Annotated in this window: 15 protein-coding genes and 1 tRNA gene; 5 read left to right on the top strand and 11 right to left on the bottom strand. The window is 71.5% G+C overall.

From position 1 onward, the window contains the following. Window positions 1–148 precede the first annotated feature (148 nt). The gene (locus AB0E85_RS03195) at window positions 149–1930 is read right to left on the bottom strand and encodes a DUF262 domain-containing protein (protein ID WP_361921867.1); all 1782 of its coding nucleotides are present in this window, start codon (window positions 1928–1930) and stop codon (window positions 149–151) included. A 49-nt stretch (window positions 1931–1979) separates the two neighbouring features. Next, complete coding sequence (gene fusA / locus AB0E85_RS03190; RefSeq protein ID WP_361921865.1) at window positions 1980–4022, bottom strand: elongation factor G; 2043 nt, start codon at window positions 4020–4022, stop codon at window positions 1980–1982. A gap of 573 nt (window positions 4023–4595) precedes the next feature. On the opposite strand from fusA, the gene AB0E85_RS03185 reads away from it, so the two are divergent. After that, entirely contained in the window at window positions 4596–5231 is a 636-nt protein-coding gene (locus tag AB0E85_RS03185) for a hypothetical protein (protein ID WP_361921863.1), read from the top strand. Between the two features lie 90 nt (window positions 5232–5321). Here AB0E85_RS03185 and AB0E85_RS03180 read toward each other — a convergent pair whose 3' ends face one another. The 5 genes from AB0E85_RS03180 to AB0E85_RS03160 form a co-directional block, all read right to left on the bottom strand. Then, complete coding sequence (locus AB0E85_RS03180; protein ID WP_361921861.1) at window positions 5322–6236, bottom strand: YceI family protein; 915 nt, start codon at window positions 6234–6236, stop codon at window positions 5322–5324. A gap of 137 nt (window positions 6237–6373) precedes the next feature. After that, a complete protein-coding gene (locus AB0E85_RS03175; protein WP_361921859.1) occupies window positions 6374–7216 on the bottom strand; it encodes an NAD(P)H-binding protein in 843 nt (280 codons plus the stop codon). Between the two features lie 9 nt (window positions 7217–7225). After that, window positions 7226–8335: a maleylacetate reductase gene (locus tag AB0E85_RS03170; RefSeq protein WP_361921857.1), complete on the bottom strand. Its 1110-nt coding sequence runs from the start codon at window positions 8333–8335 to the stop codon at window positions 7226–7228. Beyond that, complete coding sequence (locus tag AB0E85_RS03165; RefSeq protein ID WP_361921855.1) at window positions 8332–9201, bottom strand: dioxygenase; 870 nt, start codon at window positions 9199–9201, stop codon at window positions 8332–8334. Before AB0E85_RS03165 ends, AB0E85_RS03170 begins: the two co-directional genes overlap by 4 nt. Before the next feature lie 81 nt (window positions 9202–9282). Then, window positions 9283–11031, bottom strand: coding sequence for an FAD-dependent monooxygenase (locus AB0E85_RS03160; RefSeq protein ID WP_361921853.1), 1749 nt, complete (start codon window positions 11029–11031; stop codon window positions 9283–9285). A gap of 308 nt (window positions 11032–11339) precedes the next feature. Between AB0E85_RS03160 and AB0E85_RS03155 the strand changes: the two genes are divergently transcribed. Then, entirely contained in the window at window positions 11340–13055 is a 1716-nt protein-coding gene (locus tag AB0E85_RS03155) for a helix-turn-helix domain-containing protein (protein WP_361921851.1), read from the top strand. A 72-nt stretch (window positions 13056–13127) separates the two neighbouring features. Here AB0E85_RS03155 and AB0E85_RS03150 read toward each other — a convergent pair. Then, a tRNA-Leu gene (locus AB0E85_RS03150) sits at window positions 13128–13212 on the bottom strand. A gap of 142 nt (window positions 13213–13354) precedes the next feature. Between AB0E85_RS03150 and AB0E85_RS03145 the strand changes: the two genes are divergently transcribed. Then, on the top strand, window positions 13355–14686 hold the full coding sequence (locus AB0E85_RS03145; protein WP_361921849.1) for a DUF2254 domain-containing protein: 1332 nt from the start codon (window positions 13355–13357) through the stop codon (window positions 14684–14686). A gap of 249 nt (window positions 14687–14935) precedes the next feature. Here the strand turns inward: AB0E85_RS03145 and AB0E85_RS03140 are convergent, their stop codons facing one another. From AB0E85_RS03140 to sucC, 3 genes are all read right to left on the bottom strand, one after another. After that, entirely contained in the window at window positions 14936–16477 is a 1542-nt protein-coding gene (locus AB0E85_RS03140; RefSeq protein WP_361921847.1) for an aldehyde dehydrogenase family protein, read from the bottom strand. 297 nt (window positions 16478–16774) lie between these two features. After that, on the bottom strand, window positions 16775–17656 hold the full coding sequence (gene sucD, locus AB0E85_RS03135) for a succinate--CoA ligase subunit alpha (RefSeq protein WP_361921845.1): 882 nt from the start codon (window positions 17654–17656) through the stop codon (window positions 16775–16777). 14 nt (window positions 17657–17670) lie between these two features. Next, window positions 17671–18801: an ADP-forming succinate--CoA ligase subunit beta gene (sucC, locus tag AB0E85_RS03130; RefSeq protein WP_361921843.1), complete on the bottom strand. Its 1131-nt coding sequence runs from the start codon at window positions 18799–18801 to the stop codon at window positions 17671–17673. Between the two features lie 143 nt (window positions 18802–18944). Between sucC and AB0E85_RS03125 the strand changes: the two genes are divergently transcribed. Together AB0E85_RS03125 and frc are read left to right on the top strand one after the other, a co-directional pair. Beyond that, window positions 18945–20627: a thiamine pyrophosphate-binding protein gene (locus tag AB0E85_RS03125; RefSeq protein WP_361921841.1), complete on the top strand. Its 1683-nt coding sequence runs from the start codon at window positions 18945–18947 to the stop codon at window positions 20625–20627. Window positions 20628–20636: 9 nt separating this feature from the next. Beyond that, window positions 20637–21878 carry a formyl-CoA transferase gene (gene frc, locus AB0E85_RS03120; RefSeq protein WP_361921839.1) on the top strand — a complete coding sequence of 414 codons (1242 nt, stop codon included), beginning with the start codon at window positions 20637–20639 and terminating at the stop codon, window positions 21876–21878. The last annotated feature ends 3 nt before the right edge of the window (window positions 21879–21881 follow it).

Genomic DNA, 21881 nt, shown 5'->3' with positions numbered 1-21881 from the left:
CAGCCGGTACCTGTTGCGCAACACTTTGCCCGCGGCGAACTGCTCTACGTTCAATTTCCTCGGTGAGCCTGGCGACGAGTGTGCCGCGCATCGCGTGACCAGGGACTCGCGGTCGACAACTCGCAATGGTGAGGGACTGCGACCGCAGCTAGCGAATGCTCTGCAGTTGTTGCCCCGTGGCAGTCACCGTCCAGAACGACCACCCGTTACGGTTCGGATTGATATGCGGGTTGATGGCTTGCACCACTGCGACTGCCGCCGCGCTGGGAGTCTCGTAATCACCGCGGCCGGGACCGGAGGGAATCGTCACGGTGCGGGACGAGGGGTCGTAGTAGGCGTCGGTACGTCGGCCCTCGTAGACCGCGTGGATCTCGACTCCCTGCTCCGTCCGCAGCTTTTGCACTTCCGTCCCGATCAACGTGGGTGCCGTCGGGTCCTCCGCGATCAGTTCCTCGTCGGCAGGCAACTCGTCGGTGTCCAGGTGCGCGGCCTGCGCATCGTAGCGGGGAAGCCCCAGAAGCCCGTTGAGGACATTGGCCAGCGAGCGCCTGCGTGCGGCCAGGAAATCGGGGAAACGGTCGAGGGACCACAGCTCCTGCTCTTCGGGGACCCACTGTTCGGTCAGGCGTTCCGAAGCGATGTCCGGCATGTACTGTGCGGGTAGCCGCGAGGAGATCATCTTGTTGGTCTGGCCAGTGATGAAGGCCAGGTTGGCGAGGCTGTTCCACTCTTCCTTGGCGTACGTCCCCTGAACTCGGGCGCGCGGGAACACATGGTGGAACTCGATGGTGGCACCGGTGTTCATCGGCTGGTCGCTGATGGCGATGTTGGTTGCCCAGTCCCTTGCCGTGCCCCGTAGCGCGGCGATGTAGAGCAGCTTGAAGAAGGGGTGTGTGGAGTATTTCTGCTCCAGATCCCTCGGGTGCAAAGCACTGTCCAGCGACCGCGGGCCGGAGGCCCGGCGGATGAGTTCGGCGAACAAATCGTCACCCTCGCGCGACTTGATCAGCCTGGCCTCCGCGTCGAGCTTGCCCTCTACCTGCAAGGAGTAGTGGCTGAACGCCATGGCCGTGTACACCCAGCGGCGTAGCAGCTGAGCCTCACCCGGACGTAGCTTGCCATCGCCATGGTGCAGCAGCAGAGCGGGCACGATGGTGACGTTCGGCGACGAGAGAACCTCGGAGCGGGGGATCGAGCACTCGCCCTTCAGGAAGTCGATGGCGAAGCGCAGAGCCCTCTCGGTGGCCTGCCAGGCCTCCTTCAGCGCGGCTTCGTCCACTTCCGCCCCGATGAGCTTGATGTGGTGGGCGCCGGTTCCCGCGAGCAGGCTCATGAGGCGCAGGACGGCTTCCCTGTTCAGAGCAAAGTTGCTGTCCTGCAGTTCCTGATGGAAGGAGTCCATGGTGTCCAGTCCTTCGGCCCAGCGAGCCGCAATGGCGCTGTACACGAGGTCACCTTTGGACAGGCGTCGGCCGCCCTTGTTCAGCCGGGCGAAGAGCTCGGCGACCTCCTCGTAGTCGTCGGACTCATAGGTGATGACGGCGATCTGATGATGCCGGATGTTGTTCACCTTCTGCATCCGCTGCGTCCACGCGTCGAAGTTCGGATCGTCGAACGGCACCCCCGCCTTGTGCAGGACTTGATAGAACTGCGCGTTTTCCTGAAGCAGCGTCGAAACCGGAATCAGGAGCGGGTCCTTGCGCTGCACGGCGCTCGGGTTGACGAACTCCTCGGTACGCACGTCGAAACGCAGATCGATGAGCCGGCCGTCAGCCTTGGACTCAGGCCGGTACACCCATGCGAAGGAGGTCAACCGCTGCTGCCCGTCCAGCAGATAGAGAGGCTGGTGCATCGACTTGTCGGTCTGGACGACGGCGACTCGGCGGCCATACTGGCGGCGCGGTGGCGGCAACGACCGGCCCGAGGGCACCGGCCCCTCCCTGCCTCCGAACGAGGCGGGGAGGGGCCGGTCCCGTGCGCTACCGCGCCGGTGTCGGGACCGGTGCCGGCGCGTAACCGGTGGGCCGGGCCGTGAAGGTGCCGCGGCCCTGGGTGCGGCTGCGCAACCGGGTCGCATAGCCGAACAGTTCGGCCAGCGGCACGGTGGCGGTGACGACCGCCGCTCCCGCGCGGGTGGCCGAGCCGGTCACCCGGCCGCGACGGGCGGCGAGGTCGCCGAGCACGCCGCCGACCGCGTTCTCGGGCACGGTGACCGTGACCTCGACGACCGGCTCCAGCAGGACCATCGCGCAGGCGCGCAGGGCCTCCCGGAGGCCGAGCCGGCCGGCCGTGCGGAACGCCGTGTCCGAGGAGTCCTTCACATGGGTCGACCCGTCGGTCAGGGTGACCCGCAGCCCGGTCACCGGGTGCCCGCCGAGCGGGCCCTCGGCGAGGGCGTCCCGGCAGCCGGCCTCGACCGCCCGGACGTACTCCTGCGGCACCCGCCCGCCGATGACCGCCGATCGGAACGCGAAACCTCCCTCCTCGTGCGGCTCCACATCAAGGACGACATGGGCGAACTGCCCCGCCCCGCCGTCCTGTTTGACGTGCCGGAACACCAGCCCGGACACGCCCCGGCCGACGGTCTCGCGGTAACTGACGCGGGGGCGGCCGACATTGACCTCCAGCCCCAGCTCGCGCCGGAGCTTCTCCACCGCAACCTCCAGGTGCAGCTCACCCATGCCGGACAACACCGTCTGCCCGGTCTCCGGGTCGGACCGCACGACCAGCGAGGGATCCTCCTCGGTCAGCCGTGCCAGCCCCGACGCGAGCCGGCCGGTGTCACCGGCCCGGCGGGACTCGACGGCGACGGAGACCACCGGCTCGGGCACTCCGGGCGGTTCCAGGGCGAGCGGCGCGTCCGCCGCGCACAGGGTCGAGCCCGCGCGGGCGTACCTCAGCCCGACCACGGCGACGATGTCCCCGGCGACGGCTCGCTCCAGCGGGGCGTGCCGGTCGGCCTGCACCCGCAGGATCCGCCCGATCCGCTCGCTGCGCCCAGCGCTCGCGTCCCACAGTGTGTCTCCCTTCTCGATCGTGCCGGAATAGATCCGCAGATAGGTCAGCCGTCCCGTCGGGGTGGCATGCACCTTGAACGCGAGGGCTGCGGCGGGTGCCGCGGGGTCGGCGGGCCGCGCCTGCTCCTCGCCGTCGTGCGTGCCGCGGACCGGCGGCACGTCCAGTGGCGACGGCAGGTAGGCCACGACCGCGTCGAGCAGCGGCTCGACACCGCGGTTGCGGTACGCGGAGCCGCACAGCACGACGACGCCGTCACCGTCCCGGGTCACCTCGCGCAGCGCCGAGGAGAGGGTCCCCGCGCAGAGCGTGCCCGTGGCGCAGAACTCCTCCAGCGCGCCCGGGTGCAGTTCCGCCACGGCCTCCTCCAGCGACCGGCGGCGGGCCAGGGCCTCCTCGCGCAGGCCGCCGGGCACCGGCACGTCCTCGGCGGTGCCGTCGTCGGCCCACAGCAGTGCGCGCATGCGCACCAGGTCGACGACGCCGGTGAAGGTGTCCTCCGAGCCGACCGGCAACTGCACGACCAGGGGCGCCGGGTGCAGCCGCTCCCGGATCGACGCCACGGCCGCGTCGAGGTCGGCCCCGGCGCGGTCCATCTTGTTGACGAACGCGATCCTCGGTACGCCGTGCCGGTCGGCCTGCCGCCACACCGACTCGCTCTGCGGCTCCACCCCGGCCACCGCGTCGAACACGGCCACCGCACCGTCGAGCACCCGCAGCGCACGCTCCACCTCGTCGGCGAAGTCGACGTGCCCCGGGGTGTCGATGAGGTTGAGCCGGTGACCGTCCCAGGCGCAGCTCACCGCCGCGGCGAAGATGGTGATGCCCCGGTCGCGCTCCTGCGGGTCGAAGTCGGTGACGGTGGTGCCGTCATGGACCTCGCCGCGCTTGTGCGTGGTGCCGGTGGCGAACAGGATCCGTTCGGTGACGGTGGTCTTGCCGGCGTCGACATGGGCGAGGATGCCGAGGTTGCGGACGACGGCGAGCGGGTTGAGGTGGGTGCGCACGGCCCGGGGCCTTTCGGTGCGATCAGAAATGGGGCAGCGCGATTCCCGGGGGCAGCGAACGGACGGGAAGCACGGTCCTGACGTCGCGTCAGGACCGTTGAGCTGTCAGGCGTTCGTCCCGGTCAGCCGGTGCCGCCGCGCAGCGGGCACCGGGGCGACGAAGACACGAGGATCACCTCGTAGCGAGGCAGGGAGACGACGGCAGCGGTGTGGTCACGCATGGCCGTCTCCCTTCGTTCGTCGCGCCGGTGCCCGGCGCCGGGTAGTGGGCGGCGCCGGGTATGGGCGTGAGTGTAGGGAGGCCGGCGGGAACGGGGCCAGGGGTTTTTGTGTCGGGCGGTGCGGGGCGGTCGGGTTCGCCTGCGTCGTGTCCCGGCCGACGGCGACCTGACGGTAGTCGCCGGTCGCACCTGCCGAGTCCCGCAGCGCCCCTTTGGTCTCTCCGCACCTCGGACCGCTACTCCGGCGGCCGTCAACTGGGCGTGGGGCGCCACCAGGTCACGAGTCGGTGACACGTGCACACATCTCCCCCACATGTGGCCTACGGTGTTCCGACGTTCAACCTTGGGGGGAATGATGCGCGTTCGCGCTACTGCGGCTACGGCTGCCCTGCTTCTGGCCGCTCTGACCGCATGCGGCGGCAACGACACGGGCAGTGCCTCGGCGTCGAAGACGAAGTCTCCGGCCGGCAAGTCGAAGAAGGTCGACTGCACGGGCCAGACCCTCGACCAGGCCGAGTGGATGGAGCACTGCGCCGAGGATGCCGACGGCGACGCCGGCACGGGGGCGAAGTCGACGGGCCTGAAGTTCGGCGAGTCGTACACGTGGCCCGACGGGCTGAAGGTGTCGGTCGTCGAGGCCAGAAGGTTCACCGACTTCAACGAGGATCTGCTGGAGTCGCCCGAGCCGGGCGGCACCGACTTCCGCGTGACGCTGAAGCTGGAGAACGGGAGCAAGGAGCCGGTCGCCCTGGACGACCTGTCGCTCATCGTCGAAGGAGCGACGAACGGTGGAGAGGCGTCCTTCACCATGTTCGAGAACGGTTCGCAGCCGCTGGAGGGCCGGCTCGCTCCCGGGGTGAAGGCGGCGAAGAACGCCGACCACGTACTGGAGACGAAGTACGGCAAGAAGATCGTGGTGACGGTGCAGCGGAACAGCGAGAACTTCGACCTGGACTTCCCCGAGTTCAACGGCGGGATCACCGGCTGACGCCGGGCACGACGAAGCGCCCCGCTCCCCCGGTGACGGTTGGAGCGGGGCACTGGTCACCTCAGGAACGTTCACCCCGGGGTCGGATCACTACTCCGGCGGCGTAGGCGTGTCATGGGTGCGGTACATCGCCTGGACGTCGAGTTCCAGTTGGACGGTCGGGCCGACCACGGCGATGCCCCGGGCCAGCATGGAACGCCAGTTCAGCGTGTAGTCCTCGCGGTGCAGTTCCGCCGTCGCCAGGGCCGCGCAGCGCAACTCCTGGCCGTAACCGCCGTTCACGGTGCCGAGGTACGTCGTGTCCAGGGCCACCGAGCGGCTGACGCCGTGCATCGTGAGGGAGCCCTGGAGCGTCCACTTGCTGCCGCCCCGGTAGGCGAAGCGCGCGCTGGTGAAGTCGATGTGCGGGAAGCGCTCCACGTCGAGGAAGTCCGCGGACCGCAGGTGGTTGTCGCGGGTGCTGTTGCCGGTGGTGATGCTGGAGGCGTCGATGCGGACGTGCACGCGGGAGTCGGTCATGTCCGGGGCTATCCGGATGCCGCCCTCGAAGCGTTCGAAGCGGCCGTGGACATGGGCCATGCCGACGTGTTTGGCGATGAACCGGATCGCCGTGTGCGGCGGGTCGAAGAGCCAGGTTCCGGGCGTCGGCAGCTGGAGCGCCTCGGCGGGTTGCAGCCAGACGCGTTCGGTGGCCGCCGGGGCGCCCGGGCCCGTTTCGATCGTCTCGCGGTGCGGCCGCAGGCCCTCCGCCGAGATGAGCAGGCTGTAGCGGCCGGGCGGCAGTGCCGCGAGGAAGTAGCCGTACGGGTCGGTCGTGCCGCGGACGGCGACGCGGTGGGTGTCCAGGGCGGTGACGGTGACGTCCGCCGCGGCCAGCGGCGAGCCCATCGGGTCGACGACCTCGCGGGCGACGGCGCCCGCGCCGGCGGGAAGGGGGAGGGCGAGGCCCGCCGCTGCGGCGGGGGTGTTCTTGAGCCACCGGCGCCGGAGCAGTGCGAGGGCCATGGTGGTCACCTTTCTACGGGTGTGCGGCCGGCCGGCGGCGATCCAACGCACGCCGACGGCCGCACCTTGCTGCGGTCACACCCCCTTGTCGATCTTGACGGACCGGGCTCCGGCGCGGGTGTCTCAATACGAGACAGTCAGGACTGCCCCCGGAAGGCGTCCGCGTGTTCGGCGGCCCACTGGGCGAAGGTGCGAGCGGGGCGGCCGGTGACCTTCTCGACGGCGCCGGAAACCGTACGGCCCACCTCCGGTGTGTTCCCGTACGCCTCCAGCAGGAAGCCGACGACGTCTTCGGGGAGGCCATCCGCCCGCCACTGCGCGACAGCCTGCTGCTGCGTCAGCTCGACCAGGGCGATCTCCCGGCCGACGGCTGCGGCGATCGTCTTCACCTTGTCGCCGACGGTGAGCACCTCGGGGCCGGTGAGCACGTACTCCTGGCCGGCGTGCCCCTCCTGCGTGAGCGCGACCGCGGCGACGGCACCGATGTCGCCCTCGTGGACCATGGCGCTCAGCCGGTCCACGAACGGCTCCCGCACCTCGCCCGCCGCCACGATCCCCTCCCGCCATTCCAGTGCGTTGGCCATGAACTCGACCGGCACGAGCACGGTCCAGTCCACGCCGTCGTCGGCGCGCACCGCATCCTCCAGCGGGGTATGGCCTCCGCCGTGCAACACGGTGACGCGGCGGACCCGCGCGGAACGGGCGAGTTCCAGGAGCCGGGGGCCGGTCTCCAGCGGGGTGAACGCGGCCCCGGCGAAGGTGATCAGGTGCAGGCCGGTGACTCCCTCCAGGGCCGTGGCCAGGCCCTCCGGCTCGTTGAGGTCGCCCTCGACGACCTCGACACCGGGCGGGAAGGCGGCTCGGGCGGCGTCCCGGGTCAGGGCCCGCACCTCGTGCCCCCGGCCGAGCAGCGCGGCTACGACCTGACGGCCCACGGTTCCGGTGGCGCCGGTGACAAGAATCCTCTGCGTCTGGGTCATGCCAGGACCTTAGGAAGGCTTGCGGTCACCTACTGTCCGCGAGCCGGAGTCCGGCGGGTTTCCCTCGTACGCGGCCAGCAGTACCCCCCGTACCCCTTCCGCCGTCACCTCCCGCGGGTTGGCGTACGGCTCGCCCGCTGCCCGGGCCGCCGCCGGGGTCACGTCGGCCCTCGCGAGGCCCAGTTCGGCCAGGGAGCGCGGGGCGCCGAGGCGGGCGGCCAGGTCCCACAGGGCGCGGGGCACGTCGTCGGTGCCGCCGAGGGCGCGGCTCAGCACGGTCAACGCCTGCGGTGCGGCAGGGGCGTTGTGCGCGAGGGCGTGGGGCAGCACGACGGTTTGGGTCTCGGCGTGCGGCAGGCCGTAGGTGCCGCCGAGGACGTGACACAGCTTGTGGTGCAGGCCCATGGTCGTCGCCCCGAGGCACGCTCCGCACAGCCATGCCGCGTACAGGGCCCGGCTGCGCGCGTCGAGATCCTCCGGGTCGTCGGCCAGCCGCGGCAGCGCCCCGGCCATCGCCCGGACACCCTCCTCGGCCATGACCGTCACCAGCGGTGAGACGTCCGGGGCGTACAGCGCCTCGACGGCGTGCGCGAGTGCGTTGATCCCGCTGGTCACGGTCAGCGCCACCGGCAGGGTGAGGGTGAGCCGGGGGTCGTAGACGACGCTGCGGGGCTGGACGACCGGATCGCGGCCGGTGCGTTTGGTGCCGTGCTCCGTCAGGCCCCACACCGGGGTCATCTCCGAGCCCGAGTAGGTCGACGGCACGGCGATCAGCGGCAGTCCGGTGCGCAGGGCGATCGCCTTGCCGAGCCCGATGGCGGAGCCGCCGCCGACCGCGACGCAGCCGTCCGCACCGGCCGCCCGGACAGCGGCGACGGCCCGGTCGGCGTCCTCGACGGGCACGTGCATCCGCGCCTCGGGGTGCAGCCCGGCGCACCTGTCGCCGAGGGCGTCCGCCACGGTCCGTGCCACGGACTCGCCCCGGCTGCCGCACACCACGAGCAGCCGCCTCAGTCCCAGGCGCGCCACCTCGTCCGGGGTCGCCGTGACGGCCGCGCCGGGCCGGAAGACGACCCGCACGGGCCGTGTCTCGTACGTGAACCGCTCCTGGAACGTCATGCGGTCCGCTCCAGGACGAGGTCGAAGCGGGCGTGCCGGAAGGGGTTCGTCACCCCGAACTCCCGGGCCAGCGACGGGTCGTCCGTCTCCGTGAAGTCCTGGACCAGGCTCGGCTTCACGGCGAACACCGCGTCGGAGTCGAGGTACTCGCCCCCTGCCACGAAGATGTGCGTGGTGACGGGCCGGTGGCCCTCGGCCTCGGCGATCAAGTGGATGTGCGCGGGGCGGTAGGGGTGCCGCCCGGTCGCGCGCAACAGCCCGCCGACAGGTCCGTCGGTCGGGATCGGATACGCCGCCGGGACGCAGGTGCGGAACCAGAAGCGGCCCTCGGCGTCGGCGGTGAACAGCCCGCGTCCGTTGCCCGCGGGCTGGACGCCGGGCTGCTGCACGTCGTAGTAACCCTTGTCGTCGGCCTGCCAGACGTCGACGACGGCGCCGGGCAGCGGCGTGCCGTCGGCGGACCGCACCCGGCCGCTGACCACGCACCTCTCGCCGCCGCCCACCAGGTCGATGTCGTCGCCGAGCGCACGGACCGGCGACTCGGTCAGGTGGAAGGGGCCCAGCACGGTCGACTCGGTCGCCCCCGCCGCGCGGTCGCCGTTCAGAGTCTCCACCAGCATCGACAGGCCCAGGACGTCCGACAGCAGGATGAACTCCTGCCGGGTGTCGGTGCAGGCCCGGCCGGTCGCCGTCAGGAAGGCGATCGCCCGCTCCCACTCCTGTTGGGTGAGACGGGTCTCGCGTGCGAAGTCGTGCAGGTGGCGGACGAGGCCGGTGAGCAGCTCGCCCAGTCTCGGGTCTGCGGTCCCGCGCAGGCCGGCGAGGGCCTGCTCGGTGACGCCGGTCCCGGTCGCGTCGGTGGTCATCCCGGCTCCTCGTCGTCGGCGTCCGCTTCGTCCGGCTCTGCCGTTGCTTGCAGCTCTTCCGCAGTTTCCATGATGGCGCGCTCAGGCATGCCCGAGGATGCGCCGCAGCGCGTCCGCGAGCAGTTTCCCGGCGTCCGGACCGGCGCCGGTGTGACGGAAGGCGACGAATCCGTCCGGGCGTACGAGGAGGGCGCCCGCGTCCGGGACCTCCCGCAGCCGCGCCCAGTCGCCGTACGGGTCCTCGTACGGCTGCCCGGGGCCGATCACCACCGTGGCGATCTCCACCTCCTGCCCCTCGGCCGCCCGCACCCAGGCCTCTCCCCCGATGCCGGTCAGCAGGGTGAAGCGGCCCCGGCCGATCGTGTCGAGGGTGGAGAGCCTGCGGGTGCCGGAGGTGATCCAGGCGTGCGGGAGCCGGGCGCCGGGCCGGGAGGACGCCTGGTGGTACAGCTCGGGGTCGCGGGCGAAACCGGGGTCGGGGGTGCCGTCCGGGACGATCGCGGCACCACCGTCGGCGGGGTAGCGCTGGTTCAGGTCGACGCCGTGCGCGTTGAACTCGTAGACCTTGAAGGCGATCGCCTCGCGCAGCTTCGCCCGCTGCCTCTCGGCGGCCTCGGTGGCGTCCTTGCGGGCGGCGATGTTGGCCCACAGCTGCTCGGGGGTCTGCGGGGAGAGACCGTCGAGGGCCTCGAAGACCGGGGCGGTCTCCCGGATGGACCGGTTGGCGCGGGTGACGATCTGCCGGCCGACCGGGGCGCGCTCGGCGGTGTAGCTGTCGAGCAGCCTCGGGTGGGCGGTGCCGTCGAGGACCAGTTTGAGCTTCCAGGCGAGGTTGTAGGCGTCCTGGATCGAGGTGTTGGAGCCGAGGCCGTTGGACGGCGGATGCCGGTGCACGGCGTCGCCGGCGCAGAAGACACGGCCGTTCGCGTACGACTCCGCGTACATCTCGTTGACGGTCCACGCCGAGGACGACCTGACGGTCACGGGGATGTCGTCGTCGCCGACGAGCTGCCGGACGACCGACTCGGCGTACTCGGTGGTCAGGTCGGGCGCCCCGGCGCTCACGTCATAGCCCCAGACGATGAGCCACTCGTTCCACGGGCGCACGCAGCGCACGAGCCCCGCGCCGATGCCGCCGACCGTCGCGCCCGGGGCGAGGACCCAGTAGAGGGTGGACGGGCGGTGGGCGGTGTACTTGCTCAGGTCCGCCTCGAAGACGATGTTGACGCTGCCGGCCACGCCCATCTGACCGCCCATCGGCAGCCCGGCGTCCGCGGCGACCCTCGACCGTCCGCCGTCGGCGCCGATCAGGTACTTGGCGCGGATCTCGTACGTGTCCCCGCGCAGCCGGTCGCGGACGGTGGCCGTGACACCGTCGGCGTCCTGGGTGTGGGAGAGGTACTCGTTCTGGAAGCGGAGCCGGGTGCCGCGGGCGACGGCGGCGTTGACGAGGACCGGCTCCATGAGGTGCTGCGGCATGTCGCACATGCGGGTGGGGCTGGCGAGTTCGTGCTCGGCCTGCACGAGCGGGTCGTTGCCCCAGGAGCGCACCCGGCCCAGTTCCTCGCCCGCCAGGCTGGTGCAGAACGTCGTGTCGCCCATCAGGTGCTGCGGGGTGGCCTGCGCGACGACGTCCTGCTCCACACCGAGGTCGCGCAGCACCTCCATGGTGCGCTGGTTGGTGATGTGCGCGCGGGGGGTGTCGGCGAGGCTCGCGTAACGGGTCACCACGATGTTGGGGACGCCGTAGGTACTCAGGGCGAGCGCGGCCGAGGCACCGGCCGGGCCGCTGCCCACGATCAGGACGTCGGTCTCGACGACGGTGGACACGGGGGCTCCTGCGGAGGGTTCGGGCGGCGGGAGTCGGACGCCGCGATCATGGCGTGCTCCGGTCGGCCGCGGGTGTCTCAATACGAGACACCCGGTGCGGCGCGCCCCCCGGCGAGACCGCCGGTGCGGCGGGCCACCTCCTACGAGACCACCCGGGGGACCGTCCGATGGAGGGACACCGGTGGGGTGGCCGTCCCATGGGGAGAGACACCGGTGGGGCGGGCCGTCCCATGGGGAGACACCGGTGAGGCAGGCCGAACCGAGCAGTTGTTGCCCGTTCAACCGAACCCGCTACGGTGGTCCGTGCCGTGACCACCACAGACCCCTCCCCCGCAACCACCGCCCGACCCTCGCTGAGCGCCGCCCGCGAACGGTTCCTGTCGGGACGTCCGTTGCCCCCGGACGTGCCGGCGGAGGTCCTCGCGGCGTGGCGGCGGGCGCGCTTCTTCGGTGTGCCGCACGACTTGGAGGAGCCGGTGGCGTGTCCGCCGCTCACCGGGGAGTCGGTGCTGCTCGGTGCCGCCCGGCCGGTGCTCGACCGGATCGCCCCCGCACTGGGCGGGGACGGGTCGCTGCTCGTCCTGACCGACGAACGACTGCGCGTGCTCTGGACGGCGGGGAGCGCGCCCGGGTCGGGCGCGTGCGCCGTGCTGTCGGAGCAGGAGGTCGGCAACAACAGCGCGGCCCTCGCCCTGCGCGCTCGGACCCGGGCCGAGGTGCACGGGCCCGAGCACTTCCTGGACCGGTGGCAGGACGTGTCCGCGGTCAGCGTCCCGGTGCTCGGCCCGGAGGGCGGACAGGTACTGGGCACCCTGACGGTCGCGTCCCCGCTGTCCGCCGCGGGCCGGCCGCATCCGCAGGCGGCGCTCGCCGAGGCGGCCGTCGCCGCGGTCGAGACCGAGCTGCGGGCGCGTGCCGGGCGGGGCGAGCGGGTGCTGCTGGACGCCTACGTGCGGGCGGCACGGGGACAGAACCGGGCCGTGGCGGCCCTCGACGGCCGCAACCGCCTGGTCAGCGACGCGGCGCAGCGGCTGCTGACGCCCGAGGTGCTCGCGGTGCTGGAGCGTACGGCGGCCGGCGCCCGGGACGCGGACGTCACGGGCTTGGCGGAGCTGCCGGAGGGAGCCGGCTGCACCGCACATGTCACTCCGGTCCACCTGGACGGCAGGACCATCGGGATCGTGGCCGCCCTGGACCCCCTCGACGATCCGCCACCCCGGGCCCCTGCCGCGCCCCCGCCGGTCGCACTGACCGGCTCCTCGGTCCCCTGGCGGCACGCCGTCGGCCATGCCGTCGAACTGGCCAGCTCCCGGGAGCCCCTGCTGCTCACCGGTGAACGCGGTACGGGCAAGTCCGCGCTGGCGCGGGAGCTGTTCGGCCCGGACCCCGTCCGGGCCGCCGACGCGGCGCTGGACCCCGGCCTCGGCCAGGCTCTGCCCGGGTGGCAGCCCGGCCGCCCACTCCTGCTCCGTCACGCCGAGCGCCTGGCGCAGCCCGGCGTGGCGGCGCTCAACTCCCTGCTGGACCAGCACCCGGACACCCGGCTGGTCGTCACCTACACACCCGGCGCACCGGTCGGCCCCTGCCTCGAACGCCTGCTGGACAAACTGTCCGCCCGTGCGGTGACCCTGCCGCCGCTTCGCGAACGCACCGAGGACATCCGGGAACTCCTGCCGGCCCTCGCACCCCGCACGGCGCCCGGGCAGCCGCCGCTGACCTGGACCCTGGACGCCCTGCGTGCGCTCCAGCTGTACCCCTGGCCCGGGAACGTCACCGAGCTGGCTCACGTCGTACGGGCCCTGGCGGAGCAGCGGCGGGCGACCGGGCCGGTGCGCCGGGCGGAACTGCCGGACGCCGTCCGCGAAGGGCCGGCCGCGCGCCCGCTCAGCCCGATGGAGCACGCCGAGCGCGCCGCGATCCTGGCGGCGCTGCGCCGCCACGGCGGCAACAAGGCCCGCGCGGCGGTCGCGCTGGGGATCGGCCGGGCGACGCTGTACCGCAAGCTGCGGGAGTACCGCCGCTGAGGCCGGAGGGATGACGTGACGCACAACAGCTCGGGCGGATCGAGAAGATCTCGACCCGCCCGAGCTGGTCTGTGTCCGAGGGGGGACTTGAACCCCCACGCCCGATAAAGGGCACTAGCACCTCAAGCTAGCGCGTCTGCCATTCCGCCACCCGGACCAGGTGTCCGCCGCCTTGCCAGGGGTGTTCCCCGCGGCGACACGGACAACAATACCAAGGTTTCGGAGTGCCTTTCACCTGCGTTTCCGCCCGCCTGGCGGGGGTCCCGGACCTCGCGCTCCGATACCTCTAGGGTCGCACCATGAGTGACTGGATGGTTACGCAGGGCTCCTCGGCGGGTCGTCGCCCACGTGCGCTGTCACCGCTCAGGGAGCATCTGCGGGACACGTTCTGGTTCGCCCCGACCGCGGCGATGGTGGCCGTGTTCGTGGTCTGGGTGGGGGCGGAGGCGCTCGACACGGCGATCGTCGACGCGCTTCAGGAGGACCGGGACTACGAGACGCTCGACGAGCTGCTGCGGTTCGCGGAGGACGCGAAGGCCGTGGTGAGCGCGGTCGGCTCGGCGATGATGACCTTCATCGGTGTGGTCTTCAGCATCTCGCTGGTGGCCGTGCAGATGGCGAGCGGGCAGTTCACCCCGCGCGTGGTGCGGCTCTTCGTCCGGAGCAGGATCACCAAGGCGACCTTCGCGGTGTTCCTGGCGACCTTCGTGCTGACCCTGCTGGTCCTGACGAGCTTCGACAGTGTCGAGGACCCCCGGGCCGTCACGTCGGTGCCCTTGGTGCAGTCGGTGCTCACCCTCTGCATGGTCGCGCTGAGCCTGCTGCTCTTCGTGCTGTACGTGAACTCCACGCTGCGGCTGATGCGGATCAGCCATGTGATCGCGCGGATCGGCTCGGAGTCGTTCCGGGTGGTCGCCTCGATGCCGGTGCCGGTGGGCGGGCAGGAGGATCCCGGCCTGGGCGCCGCGACCGCGTGGGTGCCGCACGAGGGCCGGGCGGGGGTGCTGCGGGACGTGCACGTCGCGCGGCTGGTGCGGGTGGCGCGCAAGCACGGGGTCGTGCTGCGGCTGATCCCGCGGATCGGGGACTTCGTCGTGCCGGGCATGCCCGTGCTGGCGGTCCACGGCGGGCCGGTCCCGCCGCGCCGGGTGCTGCGGTACGCGATCTCGGTGGGGGTGGAGCGGACCTACCACCAGGATCTCGGTTTCGGGCTGCGGCAGTTGTCCGACATCGCGTTGCGCGCCCTGTCGCCCGCCGTCAACGATCCGACGACCGCCGTGCAGGCGCTGGACCGTGTCGTGCAGTTCCTGGCGGCGCTGAGCCGACGGCCGCTGGACGCCGCCCTGCACCGGGACCGGGCCGGTGCGGTGCGGCTGGTGCAGCCGGTTCCGGACTGGACGGAGCTGGTGGATCTCGGGTTCGCCGAGGTACGGGGATGCGCCGTCGGCAGCCCGCAGATCTCCCGGCGCATGCTGGCCGGTCTCGACGACTTGCTCCTGCTCGCGCCGCCGAAACGCCGCGAGCCGCTGCTGCGCCATCGCGAACTGCTCCGGCAGGCCGTCGATCTGGCGGCGCCGACCGCGTCGGACCGGGATTTCGCCCTGCGCCCGGACCGGCAGGGCATCGGCTGAGCGACGTCTCGGAGCACCGTGCCGTGCCACGCGTCCGGCACCGGCATCGTGGGGCCGGTGGGGCCGGTGGGGCCGGTGGGGCCGGTGGGGCCGGGGAGTCCCGGGAGGCCCGGCCCGCCGGGGCAGGCCGCACGGACGACACACCGCGCGGACACGGCGGGCCGCACTCCGTCGGACCGTTACGGCGTCCGACGCCGGCTCCTCATAGCGAACCCCGCGGGGAACCGGCGTCGGACGCGCCCCCCTGCGTCAGGGCAGCAGCTGGTACTCCGGGAAGTTCCCCGGCAGCCGCTCCCCCTCAGGTCCCCGCGTCACGGCACGCACCAGCAGGTCACCGCCGACGAAGGCGCCGCGCCAGGAAGCTCCGAGCCCGCCGAACAGCTCGTCGCGGTCGCCCCGGGAGCGGGGCGTGCCGTGGCCGACCTTGAACGCGCGGATCTGCGGGGCGAGCCGGTCGTACGTCGCCCGGTCGTCCGTGGACAGCGTGGCCACCAGCGCGCCGTTGGAGGCGTTCATCGCGGCCAGCAGCTCCGCCTCCGTGTCGACCAGGACGATCGTGTCGACCGGGCCGAACGGCTCCGCGTGGTGCAGCGGAGAGGACGAGGGCGGATTGAGGAGCGTGACCGGCTGAACATAGGCGGAGGTGTCCTGGCCGGGCAGAAAGCGGCCGTCGTCGGGCACGGCCCGGTGCAGCGGTACGGCGCCCCGCTCGATCGCCTCCGCGACCTGGTCCCGCAGCTCCTTCGCCTTGGCCGCGTTGATCACCGGCCCGAAGTCCAGCTCCGGGTACGGGTCGTCGGGCTGCTCCACGGCGAGCGGATGCCCGACCCTGAGCGTGCGCACCGCCGGGAGGTACGCCGCCAGGAACGCGTCGAACAGGTGCCGCTGGACGACGAAGCGCGGGTACGCCGTGCAGCGCTGCTTGCCGTAGTCGAAGAGCTTGGGGATCACTGCGGTGAGCGTGTCCCAGTCCGAGTGGTTCCAGATGCCCCAGGTGTTGAGTCCTTCCTGTTCGAGGACGTGTCGTTTGCCGAGGTCGGCGACGGCCGTGGCGACGGCGGCTCCGGTGTCGCGGCCGCCGACGAAGGAGACGCAGCCGATCTCGGGCGCCCGCACCAAGGCCTGCGACAGCTCGCCTCCGCTGCCGCTGACGAGCGTCACCGGGATTCCCTCGCGGGCGGCGAGGGCACAGGCCAGCGTCAGACAGGCGACACCGCCGTCGGTCGGGGTCTTGGCGATGACCGCGTTGCCTGCCAGTGCCTGGACCAGCACTGCGTGAACGAGCACGCTCATCGGGTAGTTCCAGCTGGCGATGTTGGACACGGGGCCGTCCAGCGGGGCGCGCCCGGCGAGCATCGGTTCGATGCCGTCGACGTACCAGCGGACGCCGTCGATGGCCCGGTCGACGTCCGCCTGGGCGAGCCGCCAGGGCTTGCCGATCTCCCAGACGAGCAGCAGCGCGAGCAGACCGCGATGTTCGGCCAGGGCGTCCAGGGTGGCCGCGACCCGGGTCCGGCGTTCCTCCAGGGGGAGGTGCCGCCAAGCGTGGTGCTGGTCGAGTGCGGCGCAGACGGCCCGGTGTGCGGTGGTCCCGTCCAGACGGGGCGGGCCGGCGATCGGGCTGCCGTCGACGGGACTGACGGCGGGCAGGACCCGGCCGTCGTCCTGCCATGCGCCGTTCCAGAGGTTGAGGACCCGGTCGTCGCGGAAGGCCTCGGGGGCGACGGCAAGACAGCGCCGCCACGCGTCGGGCCAGGACGTGCCGGTCTTGAGGGTGAGGGTGGGTGCCAAGGGTTGCTCCGCTCTCGGTGCACAGTCGGGGGCGGGGAATTCGGCGGGGGGTGGGTGGGTGGCCCGGCAATCGGCCGGGAAATCGGTGTAGCCGGCCTGGCAGTCGGTCAGGGGGTCGGCGCCGGTGGACCGGGGATCGACCACGGACCCGGCGCGGGTAGGCCGGAGATCGACCACGGACCGGCACGCGTGGACCAGAGATCGACCACGAACCCGGCACGCGTGGACCAGAGATCGACCACGAACCCGGCGCGCGTGGACCGGGGATCGATCGACCCGGGAGCCGCGCGGAGGCCGTTAGCGGTCTTCGAGCCGCGCGAGCACCAGCTTCGCCGTCTCGGTCGGTGTGCTGCCCACGCTCACCCCGACCGCCTCCAGGGCCTCCTTCTTCGCGGCGGCCGTGCCGGAGGAGCCGGACACGATCGCGCCCGCGTGCCCCATGGTCTTGCCCTCGGGTGCGGTGAAACCGGCGATGTAGCCGACGACCGGCTTGGTGACGTGCTCGCGGATGTACGCCGCCGCCCGTTCCTCCGCGTCGCCGCCGATCTCGCCGATGAGGACGATCAGTTCGGTGTCGGGGTCGTCCTGGAAGGCGGCGAGGCAGTCGATGTGCGTGGTGCCGACGACGGGGTCGCCGCCGATGCCGACGCAGGTGGAGAAGCCGATGTCACGCAGCTCGTACATGAGTTGGTACGTCAGCGTGCCCGACTTGGAGACCAGTCCGATCCGGCCCGGCTTGGTGATGTCGGCAGGGATGATGCCCGCGTTGGACTGGCCGGGCGTGATGAGGCCCGGGCAGTTGGGGCCGACGATGCGGGTGCCCTTGTCCTGGGCGTAGGCGGTGAAGGCGACGGAGTCGTGGACGGGGATGCCCTCGGTGATGACGACGGCGAGGGCGATGCCGGCGTCGGCGGCCTCGACGACGGCCGCCTTGGCGAAGGCGGGCGGCACGAAGACCACGGTGACGTCCGCTCCCGTCGCGCGCATGCCGTCGGCGACCGAGCCGAAGACGGGCACGGCCCGGTCGTCGAAGTCGATGGTGCGGCCCGCCTTGCGCGGGTTGACCCCGCCGACGACGTTCGTGCCGGCGGCGAGCATCCGCCGCGTGTGCTTCATGCCCTCGCCGCCGGTCATGCCCTGGACGAGGACCTTGCTCTCCTTGGTGAGGTAGATGGCCATGGCGTTCCCTCTCCTCAGGCCGTGGTGGCGAGTTCGGCGGCACGGGCGGCGGCGCCGTCCATGGTGGTGACCTGCTGGACCAGCGGATGCGCGTGTTCGTCGAGAACGGCCCGGCCCCGGGCCGCGTTGTTGCCGTCCAGGCGGACGACGAGCGGCTTGGTCAGCCGGACGGTCTCCAGGGCCTGCACGATGCCGTCGGCGACCGCGTCGCAGGCGGTGATCCCGCCGAAGACGTTGACGAAGACGGATTTCACGGCCGGGTCGGAGAGGATGACCGACAGCCCGTCCGCCATCACCTGGGCGCTCGCTCCGCCGCCGATGTCGAGGAAATCGGCCGGCCGGGCGCCACATCCGGCGACCACGTCGAGGGTCGACATGACGAGGCCGGCGCCGTTGCCGATGATGCCCACCTCGCCGTCCAGCTTGACGTAGTTGAGACCCTTCGCGGCGGCGGCCGCCTCCAGCGGGTCGTCGTGCCCGGTGTCGTCAGCGCCCCAGCGTGCCTGCCGGAAGCGGGCGTTGTCGTCGAGGGTGACCTTGCCGTCGAGGGCGAGGATCCGGCCCTGCTTCGTGCGGACGAGCGGGTTGACCTCGACGAGGAGGGCGTCCTCGCGGACCAGTACCTGCCACAGGCGTACGAGGACGTCGACGGCCTGGGGTGGCAGCCCGGCAGCATCGGCGATCTCGGTGGCCTTGGCCGAGGTCACGCCCTCGGCCGGGTCGACGGGGATGCGGGCGACCGCCTCCGGCCTCGTGGCGGCGACCTCCTCGATCTCCATGCCGCCCTCGGCCGAGGCGATCGCGAGGAAACGGCCCGCCGCGCGGTCGAGCACGTAGGACACGTAGAACTCGTCCGCGATGTCCACGGGTTGGGCCAGCATGACCTTGCCGACCGTGTGGCCCTTGATGTCCATGCCGAGGATCTGGCGCGCTGTCAGCTCCGCGGCGGCCGGGTCGGCGGCGAGTTTCACACCACCCGCCTTCCCGCGCCCACCTGTCTTGACCTGGGCCTTCACCACGACTCGACCGCCGAGACCGCGTGCGATCTCGCGCGCTCCCTTGGGCGAGTCGGTCACCTCGGCCCGCGGGACCAAGATGCCGTGTTCTTCGAAGAGTTCCCTTGCCTGGTGTTCGTACAGGTCCATTTCCGGCTCCTGACTGAAAGTGCCGCACGCCCCCTGGACACCACCCACCGGATGCGGGATAACAAGTTTCATACAGTATTCGTCGACTGTATGCAATGTACCGCGAGCCGCTCCAACCCCCTACGAAGGGACAGGACTTCGCCATGCCCGACGACACCCAGGACTTGATTTCCGGTGGTCATCTCGTAGCCAAGGCGCTGAAGGCCGAGGGAGTCGACCGCATCTACACGCTGTGCGGCGGCCACATCATCGACATCTACGACGGCTGCGTCGACGAGGGCATCGAGGTCGTCGACGTACGCCACGAGCAGGTCGCCGCCCACGCCGCCGACGGTTACGCGCGCATCACCGGCAAGCCCGGCTGCGCCGTGGTGACCGCGGGCCCCGGGACGACCGACGCCGTCACCGGTGTCGCCAACGCCTTCCGCGCGGAGTCCCCGATGCTGCTGATCGGTGGTCAGGGGGCGCTCACCCAGCACAAGATGGGCTCCCTCCAGGACCTGCCGCACGTCGACATGATGAACCCGATCACCAAGTTCGCGGCGACCGTGCCCGACACGGCCCGTGCCGCGGACATGGTGTCCATGGCGTTCCGCGAGTGCTTCCACGGCGCGCCCGGCCCCTCCTTCCTGGAGATCCCGCGTGACGTGCTGGACGCCAAGGTCCCGGCCGCCAAGGCGCGCGTGCCGCGGGACGGCGCCTACCGCGCCTCGACCCGCTCGGCCGGCGACCCCGAGGCGATCGAGAAGCTCGCCGACCTGTTGGTGCACGCCGAGAAACCGGCCATCCTGCTCGGCAGCCAGGTCTGGACGACCCGGGGTACCGAGTCGGCCATCGAGCTCGTGCGGGCCCTCAACATCCCCGCCTACATGAATGGCGCGGGACGCGGCACCCTCCCGCCCGGCGACCCGCACCACTTCCAGCTCTCCCGTCGGTACGCCTTCTCCAACGCCGACGTCATCGTGATCGTCGGGACGCCCTTCGACTTCCGCATGGGGTACGGCAAGCGGCTGTCGCCGGACGCGACCGTCGTGCAGATCGACCTCGACTACCGCACGGTCGGCAAGAACCGCGACATCGACCTCGGCATCGTGGGAGACGCCGGGCTGGTGCTGAAGTCGGTGACCGAGGCGGCCTCCGGACGGATCAACGGAGGCGCGTCCAAGCGCAAGGAGTGGCTGGACGAGCTGCGGGCGGCCGAGCAGACCGCTCTGGAGAAGCGGCTGCCGAGCCTGAAGTCCGACGCCTCCCCCATCCACCCCTACCGTCTGGTCAGCGAGATCAACGACTTCCTCACCGAGGACTCGATCTACATCGGCGACGGCGGCGACATCGTCACCTTCTCCGGCCAGGTCGTGCAGCCCAAGTCGCCCGGGCACTGGATGGACCCGGGACCGCTGGGCACGCTCGGCGTCGGGGTGCCGTTCGTGCTCGCGGCCAAGCAGGCGCGGCCGGACAAGGAGGTCGTGGCGCTCTTCGGCGACGGCGCGTTCTCCCTGACCGGCTGGGACTTCGAGACGCTCGTCCGCTACGACCTCCCGTTCGTCGGCATCGTCGGCAACAACTCCTCCATGAACCAGATCCGGTACGGCCAGGCCGCCAAGTACGGCAAGGACCGCGACCGGGTCGGCAACACCCTCGGCGACGTCCACTACGACAAGTTCGCCCAGATGCTGGGTGGTTACGGCGAGGAGGTCCGCGACCCCGCCGACATCGGCCCGGCGCTGCGACGCGCCCGCGAGTCCGGCAAGCCGTCGCTGATCAACGTCTGGGTCGACCCCGACGCGTACGCCCCCGGAACCATGAACCAGACTATGTACAAGTGAGGTGCCCCGATGACCACTCCGTCCACCAAGGCCCTCGAAGGCATCCGCGTGCTGGACATGACCCACGTCCAGTCCGGGCCGTCGGCGACCCAGCTGCTCGCCTGGCTCGGCGCGGACGTCGTCAAGCTGGAGGCGCCGACCGGCGACATCACGCGCAAGCAGCTGCGTGACCTGCCGGACGTCGACTCCCTCTACTTCACGATGCTCAACTGCAACAAGCGGAGCATCACCCTCAACACCAAGACCGAGCGCGGCAAGGAGATCCTCACCGAGCTGATCCGGCGGTCCGACGTCATGGTCGAGAACTTCGGCCCGGGCGCGGTGGACCGGATGGGCTTCACCTGGGACCGCATCCAGGAGATCAATCCACGGATCGTCTATGCCTCCATCAAGGGGTTCGGCGAGGGCCCGTACACCAACTTCAAGGCGTACGAGGTCGTCGCGCAGGCCATGGGCGGGTCGATGTCGACCACCGGTTTCGAGGACGGGCCGCCGCTGGCGACGGGGGCCCAGATCGGGGACTCGGGGACGGGTGTGCACGCCGTGGCGGGGATTCTCGCGGCGCTGTACCAGCGGGAGAACACCGGGCGCGGGCAGCGGGTCAACGTGGCCATGCAGCATGCCGTCCTCAACCTCTGCCGGGTGAAGCTGAGGGATCAGCAGCGGCTGGCACATGGCCCGCTCCGTGAATATCCCAACGACGACTTCGGCGACGAGGTTCCCAGGTCCGGGAACGCGTCCGGAGGTGGCCAGCCCGGCTGGGCGGTCAAGTGCGCTCCGGGCGGCCCGAACGACTACGTGTACGTCATCGTGCAGCCCGTCGGCTGGCAGCCGCTCAGCGAGCTGATCGGCCGGCCCGAGCTGGCCGCCGACCCCGAGTGGGCGACGCCCGAGGCGCGGCTGCCCAAGCTCGGCAAGATGTTCCAGCTGATCGAGGAGTGGTCCTCGACGCTGCCCAAGTGGGAGGTGCTGGAGCGGCTCAACGCGCACAACATCCCGTGCGGGCCGATCCTGTCCACCCGGGAGATCATCGAGGACCGGTCGCTGGTCGCCAACGATATGGTCGTCACCGTCCCGCACCCCGAGCGCGGCGACTTCGTGACCGTCGGCAGCCCGCTCAAGCTGTCCGACTCCCCCGTCGAGGTGACCAGTTCACCCCTGCTCGGCGAACACAACGAAGAGGTCTACGTCGGCGAACTCGGCCTCGGTGACGAGGAAGTGCGCCTGCTCAAGTCGAACGGGGTGATCTGACGT

The organism is Streptomyces sp. NPDC029044, from assembly GCF_040637495.1.
Taxonomy (GTDB): domain Bacteria; phylum Actinomycetota; class Actinomycetes; order Streptomycetales; family Streptomycetaceae; genus Streptomyces.
This window is presented reverse-complemented; position numbering and strand designations above follow the sequence as displayed.